At 48.2% G+C, this 13,222-nt stretch carries 13 protein-coding genes; 8 read left to right on the top strand and 5 right to left on the bottom strand.

What is annotated here, in order from left to right:
- Window positions 1-43 precede the first annotated feature (43 nt).
- Entirely contained in the window at window positions 44-457 is a 414-nt protein-coding gene (locus KUA46_RS13270) for an acyl-CoA thioesterase (RefSeq protein ID WP_006848938.1), read from the bottom strand.
- Window positions 458-631: 174 nt separating this feature from the next.
- On the opposite strand from KUA46_RS13270, the gene dapB reads away from it, so the two are divergent.
- From dapB to KUA46_RS13290, 4 genes are all read left to right on the top strand, one after another.
- Complete coding sequence (dapB, locus tag KUA46_RS13275; protein ID WP_006848940.1) at window positions 632-1,393, top strand: 4-hydroxy-tetrahydrodipicolinate reductase; 762 nt, start codon at window positions 632-634, stop codon at window positions 1,391-1,393.
- 9 nt (window positions 1,394-1,402) lie between these two features.
- Window positions 1,403-2,851 (top strand): signal peptidase I, encoded by a 1,449-nt coding sequence (gene lepB, locus KUA46_RS13280; RefSeq protein WP_153093605.1) that lies wholly within the window; start codon window positions 1,403-1,405, stop codon window positions 2,849-2,851.
- 17 nt (window positions 2,852-2,868) lie between these two features.
- A complete protein-coding gene (locus KUA46_RS13285) occupies window positions 2,869-3,309 on the top strand; it encodes a S26 family signal peptidase (protein ID WP_151201770.1) in 441 nt (146 codons plus the stop codon).
- Between the two features lie 185 nt (window positions 3,310-3,494).
- The gene (locus KUA46_RS13290; RefSeq protein WP_218487878.1) at window positions 3,495-4,235 is read left to right on the top strand and encodes a WbqC family protein; all 741 of its coding nucleotides are present in this window, start codon (window positions 3,495-3,497) and stop codon (window positions 4,233-4,235) included.
- A 498-nt stretch (window positions 4,236-4,733) separates the two neighbouring features.
- On the opposite strand, the gene KUA46_RS13295 is transcribed toward KUA46_RS13290, so the two are convergent.
- Together KUA46_RS13295 and KUA46_RS13300 are read right to left on the bottom strand one after the other, a co-directional pair.
- Window positions 4,734-5,351 (bottom strand): IS630 family transposase, encoded by a 618-nt coding sequence (locus KUA46_RS13295; protein ID WP_106812727.1) that lies wholly within the window; start codon window positions 5,349-5,351, stop codon window positions 4,734-4,736.
- Complete coding sequence (locus KUA46_RS13300) at window positions 5,327-5,743, bottom strand: helix-turn-helix domain-containing protein (protein ID WP_106812837.1); 417 nt, start codon at window positions 5,741-5,743, stop codon at window positions 5,327-5,329. Before KUA46_RS13300 ends, KUA46_RS13295 begins: the two co-directional genes overlap by 25 nt.
- Window positions 5,744-6,005: 262 nt before the next feature.
- Between KUA46_RS13300 and KUA46_RS13305 the strand changes: the two genes are divergently transcribed.
- Both KUA46_RS13305 and KUA46_RS13310 read left to right on the top strand, forming a co-directional pair.
- Window positions 6,006-6,422, top strand: a complete 417-nt coding sequence (locus KUA46_RS13305; RefSeq protein ID WP_022122013.1) for a hypothetical protein — start codon at window positions 6,006-6,008, stop codon at window positions 6,420-6,422.
- 38 nt (window positions 6,423-6,460) lie between these two features.
- On the top strand, window positions 6,461-7,585 hold the full coding sequence (locus KUA46_RS13310) for a hypothetical protein (protein ID WP_022122014.1): 1,125 nt from the start codon (window positions 6,461-6,463) through the stop codon (window positions 7,583-7,585).
- A 1,082-nt stretch (window positions 7,586-8,667) separates the two neighbouring features.
- On the opposite strand, the gene KUA46_RS13315 is transcribed toward KUA46_RS13310, so the two are convergent.
- Entirely contained in the window at window positions 8,668-10,050 is a 1,383-nt protein-coding gene (locus tag KUA46_RS13315) for a M16 family metallopeptidase (protein WP_022122016.1), read from the bottom strand.
- Window positions 10,051-10,170: 120 nt separating this feature from the next.
- Between KUA46_RS13315 and KUA46_RS13320 the strand changes: the two genes are divergently transcribed.
- Together KUA46_RS13320 and KUA46_RS13325 are read left to right on the top strand one after the other, a co-directional pair.
- Window positions 10,171-11,106, top strand: a complete 936-nt coding sequence (locus KUA46_RS13320; protein WP_022122017.1) for a PfkB family carbohydrate kinase — start codon at window positions 10,171-10,173, stop codon at window positions 11,104-11,106.
- A 139-nt stretch (window positions 11,107-11,245) separates the two neighbouring features.
- The gene (locus KUA46_RS13325; protein WP_153092331.1) at window positions 11,246-12,433 is read left to right on the top strand and encodes an FprA family A-type flavoprotein; all 1,188 of its coding nucleotides are present in this window, start codon (window positions 11,246-11,248) and stop codon (window positions 12,431-12,433) included.
- A gap of 202 nt (window positions 12,434-12,635) precedes the next feature.
- Here KUA46_RS13325 and KUA46_RS13330 read toward each other — a convergent pair whose 3' ends face one another.
- Window positions 12,636-13,175, bottom strand: coding sequence for a TIGR00730 family Rossman fold protein (locus tag KUA46_RS13330; RefSeq protein WP_153092333.1), 540 nt, complete (start codon window positions 13,173-13,175; stop codon window positions 12,636-12,638).
- Window positions 13,176-13,222: the final 47 nt, after the last annotated feature.

A 13,222-nucleotide genomic window follows, 5' to 3' on the forward strand; every position in this document is an offset into this window, starting at 1 on the left:
TGCGGAAGGGGTATTGAAAAATCAGCTGTTAACTGTTAACCTGTTAACTCTGAGGAGAGAAGTATTTCTCGAATGCCTTGTCGTAGTCCTCGCTGTTGCCCAGCTTTCCGTTGATGAGGCAGACGAGTTCTACGGTTGCTTTGAGGCAGAGTTTCTCGTCCTTGGCACGGAAGATGTCCTGATGGAAAACATATCTCACGCCCTGCTTCTCCAGCCACAGACGCGAGAAGAATTCATCATCGCATTGCAGCGGAACCTTGTACTGCAGGTTCATTCTCGCCACCACAGCATCCACGCCTTTGTTGTGCATTTCGGCAAAGCTGAGGCCGCATTCCTTCAGAAAGAGATGGCGGGTATGTTCCATGTAGTGCAGATAGTTGGCATTGTTCACGATGCCCTCAATATCGCACTCATAATCTCTTACTTCCATCTTCGTCTCAAAAATATATCTGCTCATAATTTTCTCTTTTTTAGTTACTAAATGAGGCTAAAAGCCTTAAATCACTGCAAAAATAACCAAAATTTTCTATTTATTATTATAATAACAAGGATTTTTCAAGGTTTTTCGAAGAAAAATGTGTATTTTTGCCGAATAGAACAAAAAGTAAGAACAAATAAAAAATAGATAAAGATGAAAATTGCTTTGATCGGCTACGGAAAGATGGGACACATGATCGAGGAGATCGCCCTGCAGCGTGGCCACGAAATCGTTTGTAAGATTGACGTGAATAACCCTCAAGACATCGACAGCCCGGAGTTCTGCTCTGCCGATGTTGCCATTGAGTTTACCAACCCTACTGCCGCCTACGGCAACTATCTGAAGGCTTTCTCTCACAACGTGAAGGTGGTTTCAGGTTCTACAGGTTGGATGAAAGACCATAAGGAAGACGTGGAGAAACTCTGCGCCGACGGTAAGCAGACCCTCTTCTGGGCGTCTAACTTCAGCATCGGTGTGGCTATCTTCTCTGCCGTAAACCGCTATCTGGCTAAGATCATGAATGGTTTCCCACAGTACTCTGTATGCATGCAGGAAACCCACCACGTGCATAAGCTCGATGCGCCATCAGGCACAGCCATCACCCTTGCCGAGGAAATCATCGACAATATCGACAGAAAGAAGGACTGGAAGCGTGGCGTTACTTACTGGACTGAGGATGGTCATCACGATGAGGGCGATGCAAACATCACCGATGAGGATTTGGTTATTAACTGCGTACGCGATGGTGAGGTTCCTGGAATCCACGCCGTAATGTACGACAGCGATGCTGATATGATTACCATCGAGCACAGTGCCCACTCACGCAAGGGCTTCGCCCTGGGAGCCGTTCTCGCAGCTGAGTTCACAGCCAACCATTCCGGCTTGCTCACCACATCAGATTTATTTAAGTTCTAAGCAGAAGTTATGATAGACAAGCAGAAACAAAAACTCAATATGAAGGTACAGTGGGCGAAGTTCGCAGTGGTTCTCGCCCTCTATCTTCTCTTTCTGGTTTGGGTAGAAAGCTGGCTGGGACTCATCGTGGTTCCGTTCATCTTCGATGTTTACATCACCAAGAAGATTCACTGGCAGTGGTGGAAGGATGAGGAAGGTCCTATCCGTTTCATCATGAGCTGGGTAGATGCGCTCGTGTTCGCACTCGTAGCGGTTTATTTCATCAACCTCTTCTTCTTCCAGAACTACGTCATTCCGTCTTCCTCTCTCGAAAAGAGTCTCCTTACGGGCGATTATCTCTTCGTGAGCAAGGTAAGCTACGGACCTCGCATTCCTGAAACTCCGCTCACCATGCCGCTCACCCAGCACACCATGCCGCTGGTCAACGTGAAGAGCTACATAGAGTGGCCTCACTGGGATTACCGCCGCGTAAAGGGTTTGGGCAACGTGAAGCTCAACGACATCGTGGTGTTCAATTATCCTGCAGGCGATACGCTCGTCAATGAGGAGCGCTATCAGGCGAATGATTACTATCAGATGGTTTACAGCATCGGCGACCAGCTGATGCAGCAGAACGGACAGGAAAAGGATGTGCGTGCGATGAACCCATTGCAGCAGCGCCACTATTTCGAGCAGGTTTATGCTACAGGCCGCAACTACATCAGCAGTATGCCGGGCGAATATGGCGACATCATCAGCCGTCCTACCGACCGCCGCGAGAACTATGTAAAGCGCTGTGTGGGCTTGCCTGGACAGACCCTGCAGATCAAGAACCGCATCGTTTATCTGAACGGAAAGGCGAATAAGGAGCCTGATAACGTGCAGTATACTTATAAGATGAAGCTCAAGGGCGAGTTCCCTATCGACCTTGCCGATGAGTTGGGAATCACCAACGAAGACCTGCTGATGTATAATCAGAGTGGCGTGATTCCGCTCACCAAGAAGGCTTATCTGGCGCTGAAGGCGAACAGAAACCTCGTAGAGAGCATCTCTATCAATACGGATGCAACCTATGGCGACCTCTATCCGCTCAACGCCTATACCGGCTGGACAAGAGATAATTACGGCCCGGTTTGGATTCCGAAGAAGGGCGAGAGCATCGCTCTTACGCTGAAGAATCTGCCTGTATACGAGCGCTGCATCAAGGTTTACGAGGGCAACGACCTGAAGGTAGACAACGCTGGCCGCATCTTCATCAACGGCAAGCAGGCGAAGAGCTACACCTTCAAGCTCGACTACTACTGGATGATGGGTGACAACCGCCACAACTCAGCCGACAGCCGCTACTGGGGTTTCGTGCCTGAGGACCACATTGTGGGCAAGCCTATCTTCATCTGGTGGAGCCACAGCCCAGATCATCCGGGCTTCTCAGGCATCCGTTGGAACCGCCTCTTCACTTTTGTAGACAATATTAAGTAAGAAAAAAGAAATAAGAATTGAAGACTGCCGTCAAATTCCTAATAGCATTGGTGTTGTCGCTGCTCCTGGCTTGGGCAGTGCGCACCTATGTTTTCACTATCTTCTCGGTGCCTCAGGGTGGGCTTCCGCCCCAGCTGAAGGCAGGCAACCGGGTGATAGTGAACAGGATTGACTGCGAAAATTTCGGGCGTGGCGATGTGGTTGTTTTCACCGATACGGTGGTTTACCAGCCCAAGAACCAGCGCCGCAAGCGCGTCTTCGAGTCTCATTTCATAGGCAGGATAGAGAAGCTTCCGGGCGATACGCTGCGCATCGACACCGTGCAGTTCGTCATTCCTACCGTATGCTGCAAGCGCTGCGGCTGCAAGGATTGCCGCTTCTATCTCTTGAAGACGCCAACCGGCCAGCAGCTCGTTCATAAGCACCAGATGATAGGCAAAGCCCATAAGCTGTTCTAGCTCCCTCGCGCTGCCGCTCCTCGCTCTCTCGTGCTCCTCGCCGCTGCTTAGAGCCCCGCTGCCCCTCGCTTCAGCTTGCGCATCCTGGAGCCCCGCCGGAAGCTTGTCCCCCATCTGCCCCCGTTCCGAGCGATTCCATCGCTCGTCCCCCTCTTCATCATTAACCCTTCATAACAAAGCAGAAATTGAAAGCCCTTCTTTCTTCCACATATTTCGGCCCCATCCAGTGGTACCAGAAGCTGAACCGCTACGATGAATGCCTGATAGAGCGCCACGAGAGCTTTATCAAGCAAACCTATCGTAACCGCATGCTCATCCCTACCACCAACGGCCCCCTCTCGCTCACTATCCCCACCAATCACGACATCTCCCTGTCGATGAAGGACATCCGCATCTCCGACCACGCCAACTGGCGCCACGTCCACTGGAATGCGCTCCTTTCCGCCTATGGCGAGAGCCCTTTCTTCGAGTATTATCAGGACGACATCCGCCCCTTCTACGAGAAGAAATACGAGTTCCTCTTCGATTTCAACATGGAGACAACCGCGAAGATGATAGAGCTCCTCGACATCCGTCCGAAGATAAGCGTTACTGACGAATACGTTTTAAGTGAAGAACGAAAAGTGAAGAGCATAGAAAGTGAAGAACGAAGAGTGAAGAGTGAAGAAACAACGTTCGGCGACCGAAGGGAAAGCCAATTCGATAGCCCTGAGGCGCAAGCCCAATTCAACATTCAACACTCAACATTCAACACTCAGATAAGTGATTTCCGCGATGCAATTCGCCCCAAGAAACCGCTCCCTGACCCCGAATTCGAGTCGAAGCGCTATTACCAGGTTTACGAGCAGAAATACGGTTTTCAGCCCAATATGAGCATCCTTGACCTCCTTTTTAATGAAGGCAACGAGGCGATATTCTTCCTATAAGAGAAGAGTATCGCCTTGTTGCTTTTCTTTAGTTAACAAAACTTACTCATAGCTTTCTGCCCCGAAGCTCATAGTTTTCCGTTCTAAAAAGCCCTTTTTTCTGCATCGCGATGCATTCCCCGTTCCGTCGCGACGCAACATTTCTTCCCTCGCGATGCAATATTTCTTCCCTCGCGATGCATGATCCATCCCCCTCGTGAGGCATCATTTAGCCCCCTTTCCTGCCATCATTTAAGCCTCGTATCAGTCATCATTTATGCCTCGTGCTAGCCATCATATAAGCCGTAAAACGGGCTGTAGCAGGACGTTTGAGCTTTTTCTGCCAAGGCTCAGCCAGCCATCTTTAGCAGGCATCGGGAGAGAGCGCATTTTCTAATGGGAGAGGGGCGCTCTGAGAGCAAAAGGTTAACAGGTTAACAGTTAACACCCCAAAAATGCATACTTCCATCCACACACTTATATAAAAATAAGTATATAAGTAACTGTTCAAAATTAATTTTACAAATATGAATAATTCACGAATAAGTTCGTACCCACAGAGGCCAAGGCCCTGTTCGTACAATAGAAAAGCGAGTCCGTAGTCTCGTAATCTATCGGTCTTATCCATTTGCCCTTAAGTATACGCCAAAGAATCTCGGCAGGATTAAGTTCTGGAGAATAAGGTGGAAGATAGACGAGGAACAATCCTCTATTCTCCCAAATTTTCCTCAGTTCTTTCACCTTCCGATTTCTATGAACAGAAGCATTGTCCAAGACAATTACAGTCTTCTTCGTGACATTGAAAGAGAATCTGTCAAGATAGTCCACAATCTTGTCTGCGTTGATGGACTCTTTTGTGGTAAAGCCTTTATATTGGTTCCTTTTGGTAATCATACCAAAGATATTAAGCCGGGCAGCTTTCTCGGATGGGATGTAAACATCCTCATTCTTGAATTGCCAGCCATATGGAACATATCCATTTGTACAGACATGGCTTTCGTCGGCATAATATAGCACAAGTTCCCCTTTGGAATCAAGTTCTTCAAGTTCTTGCAACTTCTCTTTCTTGTATGCGTAGAGCTGCGGTGAGGGTTTGCCCCTTGGGCGTTTTCTTATACGCTTATATCTTGCACCAATGTTTCTAAAAAACGTTTGAAGGTAATGTCACTGGCTTCTTTACCAGTCGCATTCTGCCATGCCTCACGTGCTTTAGACACGCTTTGACGGTCTTCCTCAATTGCCTTGCGGACTGCTTCTTCATCAGAACAATCCATAATAGGCTTTCGACCCTGACCAGGACGTGTCTCCAAGCCTTTGATGCCATTTTCTTCATAACGTTTTACCCATGCGTAGACAGTAGGTACAGTCACCTCAAGCATTTCTGCTATTTTGGGAGCTGATTTACCTTCTGACTTCAGCAATATGGATTTGCATCTGATACGAAAACTATGAGTAGGGCCATTATGATAGCCTTTCTCTAATTTGAGGCGATCAACCTCTGATAATTCAAGTACTTTTATTGGTTTCATAATTCTACTTTTTCTATAAAACGGAAAATGAACCATATTAGTACTGATATATATAAATAATTTAGATCACTTACTTATATATATTATTATATAATAAGGTACGCGAGGGGGACCATGCAAAAAGCAGCTCATAGGCTATGTTTCAGCCCTGGAAGGCGAGGACGTACGCGCCCTCATCATCGCCCGTAAGGAGCGGAACCTGCGCACCCGGTGCATAGGCTGCAACAGCAAGAACGAGGGCGATAAGGCTGGATTGCAGCTCATGGTGAGGGCACTCTCTGATGTTTCTGATGAGGAGATGGAGCAGGCGCGCCGCGAAATATATGATGATAAGATTTATGATGACTGGCAATATTCCGGTCCTGTGCTGCCCATCGAACAACTCACCCGCTTCAGCGACTGCACCATGATGCTCGAAGGCGTCATCAACAGCATCATCCGTCTCCAGAATACGCTCTCTGAAGGCTCTCTTGATGCAGAAACTGAGGCGATGCTGCGCGAGGAACTTTCTGATTGCCTTTCTGAGGCAAGAGAGCGGCTCAGCAGTTTCCTCGAAATCCAGCGCAGCGATTATTCCCGCGAAATGACGCAGGCCAGAAACCGCATTCTTCATAAGCTGGAGCAGATAGACGATGAGGAACTGCAGCGCCTCCGCTTGCCGCTCATCTTAAGGGCGTAACCTTCCGCTACACGGATAATCAGGTGCACGAGGCGGCGATGATGAATCTGCTCATTGCAGCCATGTCGTCAGGCAAATCGCTTGTCAACGGACCCATCGACTGCATCATCGAAGACCTGGTTCAGATGGATAAGGTGAACCGCCAGAAGGAGCAGGACTGGAAGGACGAGGTGAACACCATGGGCGACAACAAGAAGAAGCCTGTGCGCCCGGAAGACATCTGCATCCGCATCGTTTCGCCCGACCTTACCCGCGCTGCCTACATCCAGCGTCTCGACGATGTACAGAAGGCTGGCGATGCTTATCTCTACTGCAAGATGGACGAGGTAGACATGCTCAGGAAGTTTAACGACCCTAGCCAGCTGATTCGCCTCTGCTGGGACAATTCAGAGGACGGCCAGGAGCGAGTAGGAACCAAGAGCGTTACAGCCCGCGTAAAGACCCGTTTCAACTGGAATGCTTCGAGCACCATTGCCGTTACGCAGAAGTTCTTCTCGGTTCGTGAGGTGGCTGATGGAGCCGTGAGCCGCCTGTCGCTCGCCACCATCATCCGTCCCGATTTCGCTCCGCGTCCGGAGGTGGGCAGTTATGATGCGCAGTTTAAGTCGCAGCTTTCTCCTTACATCCAGCAGCTGAACGCAGCCAGCGGTTTCAAGGAGTGCCGTAAGGCTCGCCAGCTTATCGAGCGCCTGGAGAATGAGATTATGGAGATGGCTCAGCTGGCTTACAACAAGCCTTACGCCGAGTTTGCCAAGCGTGGCCTGGCGAATGGTTTCCGCCGCGCGATGGTGCTTTATCTGGCGAATGGCGAGAAGTGGGAGAAGACGATAGAGGATTTCATCGTATGGAGCGTGAAGTATGATTTGTGGTGCAAGATGCGTTTCTTCGGCAATCAGATGCAGGAGGCGATAGATGCAGACAGCCGCTCTGTGTGCCATACTCCCGGTGTGAGCAATCTTCTTCTCTACGTTCATGACACCTTTGGCAAGACTGAGATTCAGAACATCTGTCAGGTTCATGGCACCAAGACGAAGCTTGCCATCCTGCTGTGCAACTGGAAGAAGCGTGGCTTCATCATGAAGAACGAGGACGGCACCTTCACCAAGACCGCCCGTTTCATCGCCAAGTATGGGCACTATGGAACGCCAGGAGTGGCTGCGTAGCGGTGATAATGGAGTGGGCGTGGTGAAATGCCACGCCCCTCACGTTTTAGCAGCACGCCTGTCGCCCTGAAAGGGCAAAAGCTTTAAAATAGCCCGTTTTTGTAATGAGAATGTAAATGTTCTTGACCTTAATCAAGAAAAAAGGGCTTTTTGAAACATTTCTCCTAAAATATTTGTGTGCGCACACAAAAAGTTGTACCTTTGCACCAGAAAAAGAAAAAAGGATAAAAGATTGATTCAGTAAGGATAACTTATGAAATCGATTCGAGACAAGTTTGAGGCCGGTTCGGAACCAGGTTCTGAGATTCGGACGAAGACTTCTGGAAAATCTCGAAGAGACTGATTAAGAGGTTAAAAGAAAGGAAAAAGATTATGGCAATGTTCGGGATAATGACAGTAGCAGTAGTAGCATTCGCAGTAGTTGCTTGCGCAGGTATGAACCTCGGAATGAACTGCGGCAAATAAGCTACGAAGCTAAGAGAGCATAGAAATCCTCCTTCGGGAGGTAAGAAATAAAGAGAGTTAAGATTTTGTTAGGTAAAACAACAAGATTGTATATTTAAGATAACAAATTTAAGAAAGGAAAAGATTATGTTAGTATTAGGAATGATTTTCGCAGTAGTTGTTGCATGTGTAGCTGAAGTTGGTGCTATTAGCAACAAGTTGGCTTAATCGGAGATTAGCCATGCGAAGGGCTCCAAAAGAGCCGAGATTAAAAAATGGCTGGCAGCAATGCACAGCTGAGTAAAAAACAGTAGGGAGCCAAAAGGGCTTCCGAAATCAGAGAGGAGAGTAAAAACTCCTTTTCATTTGAAATTCATACTGTCCCCTGAGAGTTTTCGTGATAAATTCTGATTGGGGATTTCATATATAGATTGTTAAGAATTCGTTTTAGGTTTTATAGATTTTCATTTTAGGTTTTTAGGTTTAAGTTTTTAGGTTAATTGTTAGTTGTTTTTAAGAAAAAAGCAGTTTTTAATTCATTAAATTACGAAGGCAACAACGAGGGAAGTCGCATGACGACCCAAGTTGTTGCCTTCTTTATTTTCTTATTATTTGAGCTATTTGTCTGAAAATCAACATTATCTGAAAATCAGCGTGGTGAGCCTGTCTTTATCAAACAACTCCTGAGCCACGGCCTGTATCTGTTCGGCAGTAATTTCATCCACCTGCTCGTAGAGTCGGTCTACATTTTTCTCCCAGCCATAGTGAAGGAAGCTCTTGCCGAAGTCGAGGGCAAAGTTCTCGCGGTTGTCGCAAGCCACGCCTACCTGTCCCTTTATCTGCTTCTTGGCGGCCTTGAGCTGCGCCTCGCTCAGCGGTTTCTGCATGAACTTATCCAGTTCCTTGCGAACCAGGCGGAGGCAGCGCTTCACGTCGTGCTCATCGCAGCCGAAATAAATGCTCCAAATGCCCGTATCGCCATAAGCCACCATTGTGCTCTCTACGGTGTAAACCAGTCCGTTGTGCTCGCGCAGGGCTAGGTTCAGCTTGGCGTTCATTCCCGGTCCGCCCAGCATATTGTTGAGCAGATAGAGCGGCATTCTGCGGCTGTCGTTCACATCGTAGGCGCGGGTTCCAATCATCACATGAGCCTGATGCGTATTCTTCTGCATCACAATCGTCTGCCCGGCAATCTCTTTCCCCACAGATGGATAATTTTCAGGTCCCACAGATGGATATTTTTCAGGTCCCACAGATTTCACAGATGACACAGATTTTTCTGTAGTAATAGAATTCTCATCCCCTGAAATCTGTGTAATCTGTGAAATCTGTGGGAGCTTTTCCTCAGCAAGCTTGCCCACTGAATTCGCTGCATTTTCAGCAACCTTGCCCGAATCATCATCTGCGAGCGCCTTCCTGATAAGCTTCACCAGCTTCTTGAAGTCAATGTCTCCGTAAGCGAAGAATATCGCATTATCCGGCCGGTAAAGCTTTCTTGTAAAGCGCAGCGCATCTTCTGTCTTGAACGAGCGAACCTGCTCGGCTGTGCCCAGAATATTGTGGCCCAGCGGCGAACCCTTGAAGATGATGTTTTCGAATTCATCATAAATCAGTTCGGCAGGAGAATCGTTGTAACTCTCTATCTCATCGCAGATTACCTCTACCTCCTTGTCGATTTCCGCTTGCGGATAAACCGAATGGAAAACGATGTCGGTGAGCAGATCTACGGCTCTTGCGATGTGCTCCTTGAGGATGGCGGAGTAATAAACCGTGCCCTCCTTGTTGGTGTAGGCGTTCAGGTCGCCTCCCACGCTCTCCAGACAGTTGAGAATGTGCCACGCCTTGCGGCGCTCTGTGCCCTTGAAAGTAACGTGCTCGCAGAAGTGGGCAAGTCCTTCTTCGCCCGGCTCCTCGTTTCGGGTGCCGGCGTTAATCTGGTAACCGCAATACACCACCTTGCTGTCTGAAGGCAGGTGGATGATGCGGAGTCCATTATCGAGTGTATAAGTATTGTATTTCATTTCAAGGTGCAAAGTTACACTGAAAATGTAATTTATCCAAAAAAATAGTCATTTATTTTGCATTATCGCCAAAAAGACTTATCTTTGCTCCCAAAAAATAAATATAGACATCAAAAAACAATGCGCAAAGTAATAGGAATAGGAGAAACCGTGCTTGACATCATCTTCAAGGGCGGCAAGCCAATAGAGGCAGTACCGGGTGGCTCATCATTCAATGCAGTCATCTCGTTGGGCCGTGCGGGCGTAAATGCTTCGTTTATCAGCGAGGCGGGCAACGACCGCATAGGAGAGTATGTGATTCAGTTTTTGAGAGATAATGGGGTGAATGCTGACAATGTGAGCATCTTCCCGGAATCGAAGTCGCCGCTCTCGCTGGCTTTCCTCGACGAGAACAACAATGCCGACTACATCTTCTACAAGGATCATCCTCACGACCAGCTGGAGTTTGCCACACCGGAAATCAATCCTGGCGACATCGTGCTCTTCGGTTCGTTCTTCGCTCTGAATCCTGTGGTCCGTCCTCAGGTTGCCGGCTTCCTGGAGTATGCGAAGGAGCACGGCGCCATTCTTTATTACGACATCAACTTCCGTGCTTCTCATCAGAACGAAATCATGAAGATTACACCTAATCTGATAGAGAACCTGGAGATGGCTGATTTCGTACGCGGAAGCCACGAGGACTTCGGAATCCTCTACAAGAAACCGGAGGCGGATAAGGTTTATAATGCCGAAATCAGTTTCTACTGCAAGAAGTTTATCTGCACCCAGGGCGCTGAGCCTGTAGAGGTTCGTGCCGAGAACGGCTTTGCCAAGAGTTATCCTTCGGAGAAGATGAAACCGGTGAGCACTATCGGAGCCGGCGATAATTTCAACGCAGGCTTCGTGTTCGGACTGATCAAGGATGGAATCACCCGCGAGGACATCGACCGCGGCTTATCTGAGGCGCAATGGGACAGTCTCCTTGTTTCGGCTCAAGAATTCTCCACCGAATGCTGCAAGGACATCTACAATTATGTTTCCAAGAAATTCGGAGAAGAAAAGAAGAAGGAATTGTAATTCTAGCAATACGCCCTGAAAGGGCAGAAGCTCCTAGCCCAGGGCAACACCCTGGGTATAAATAGCATTTCACCCTGTCGCCCTGTAAGGGCAAAAGCTTTAAATATTATTATAGAACATTGTAAAATAAAGAAAAGATATGACAGAAATTACAGACAAGATTTATTACGTAGGCGTAAACGACCGCAACAAGCATCGTTTTGAGGGCCTCTGGCCTTTGCCTAACGGAGTGAGCTACAACTCTTATATCATTGACGATGAGAAGGTAGCGCTGGTAGATACTGTAGAGGTTGATTTCTTCACCCAGTTCCTCGAGAATATCCACGAGGTGATTGGCGACCGAGAAATCGATTATCTTATCATCAACCACATGGAACCTGACCACAGCGGCTCCATCGCCCTCATCAAGAAATATTACCCTAACATCAAGATTGTGGGCAACAAGAAGACCCTGGGAATGCTCGAAGGCTTCTACGGCGTAACAGATGACGTGGTAGAGGTGAAGAATGGCGAAACCCTTTCATTGGGCAACCACGAGCTGAGCTTTGTTCTCATCCCTATGGTTCACTGGCCAGAGACCATGGTAACGCTCGATGCAAAGAACAAGGTGCTCTTCTCAGGTGATGCGTTCGGTTGCTTCGGTGCGCTGAACGGCGGAATCATCGATACGGAAATCAACTGCGAGACTTTCTGGCTGGAGATGGTTCGCTACTACTCAAACATTGTGGGTAAGTATGGAATCCCTGTTCAGAATGCCTTGAAGAAGTTGGCTGGCGTGGAGCTGGATTACATCTGCTCAACCCATGGCCCGGTTTGGCACGAGCATATTGAGAAGGTGATCGGCATGTATGATAAGATGTCGAAGTACGAGACGGAGCCGGGTTTGGTTATCTGCTACGGCACCATGTACGGCAACACCGAGCGTATGGCAGAAATCATCGCCCGTGCAGCAAGCAAGGCTGGCGTGAAGAACATCGTAATGTACAACATCTCGAAGACTCACCACAGCTACATCCTGCGCGACATCTTCCGCTACAAGGGCCTTATCGTGGGTGCTCCAACCTACAATGCCGGTCTTTATCACGAGATGGAGGTTCTCCTCTCCGAGCTTGCCAATAAGGACGTCAAGAACCACCTCCTCGGTTGGTATGGTTCTCATTGCTGGGCAAGCAAGGCAGTAGCAAAGATTCAGGAGTGGAACGAAACCAAGCTCCACTACGAGGCTGTAGGCGAGCCTGTAGATATGAAGCAGGCGATTACTCCAGAGGTAAAGGCGCAGTGCGAGGCTCTAGGTAAGGCTATGGCAGAGAAGCTGCTGGCAGAATAAAAGATTTCTTGTTAGAGATTATTATAAAAGAGCGGAATGGCAACTGGGGTTAACAGAGTTAACAGTTAACAGTTGTTTTTCCGCTCTTTCTTTTGTTTCTGAGTATTTCGTTTATAGGTTTCTATTCCTTCCTTAATATCAAAAATGTGCAAGTTTGCCACTTTTTGATATGAGAAATGTGCAAGTTTGCCGAAAAATCATATTAATGGGAATTTTCAACTATCGCCTTTAACTCTTCCAGGTTATCTGCCACTTCAATTACATCTCGCCAATCGCCACGAATCATGCTTTTCTCTGCCATGTCATCCAATAGGGCGATGGTGGAGTTCCAGAAGCCTTTCATGTTGTAGAGAATCACCATTTTGTGATGGTAGCCGATGGTGTGGGCTGCAGCGATGGTGAAGATTTCATCCAGGGTGCCGATGCCGCCAGGAAGGGCTACGAAGAGGTCGCTCTGGGTAAGCATCAGGTCCTTGCGGTCGCTGAGATTATCACACGGAATCTCGATGTCGAGGTCAGGGAAGGTTCTGCCGCCTCGCTCTACAAGCGTAGGAACCACACCGATGGTTCTGCCGCCATTCGCCTTCACTGCCTTGCCGATGCAATCCATCAGACCGGAGTTGCAGCCGCCGAAAACCAGGTCGTGGCCGTTCTCTGCCATCCACTTTCCCATCTCTTCAGTCAAAGTGAAGAAGTCGGGGTCGATATTCTTATTTGCCGAACAAAAAACTGCTATTTTCATGTCTTTATCTTCTATTTGATTGATGTTTATCTGTTGTTTATGAATGT

It is taken from the genome of Segatella copri (genome assembly GCF_019249765.2).
Taxonomy (GTDB): Bacteria; Bacteroidota; Bacteroidia; order Bacteroidales; family Bacteroidaceae; genus Prevotella; species Prevotella copri_K.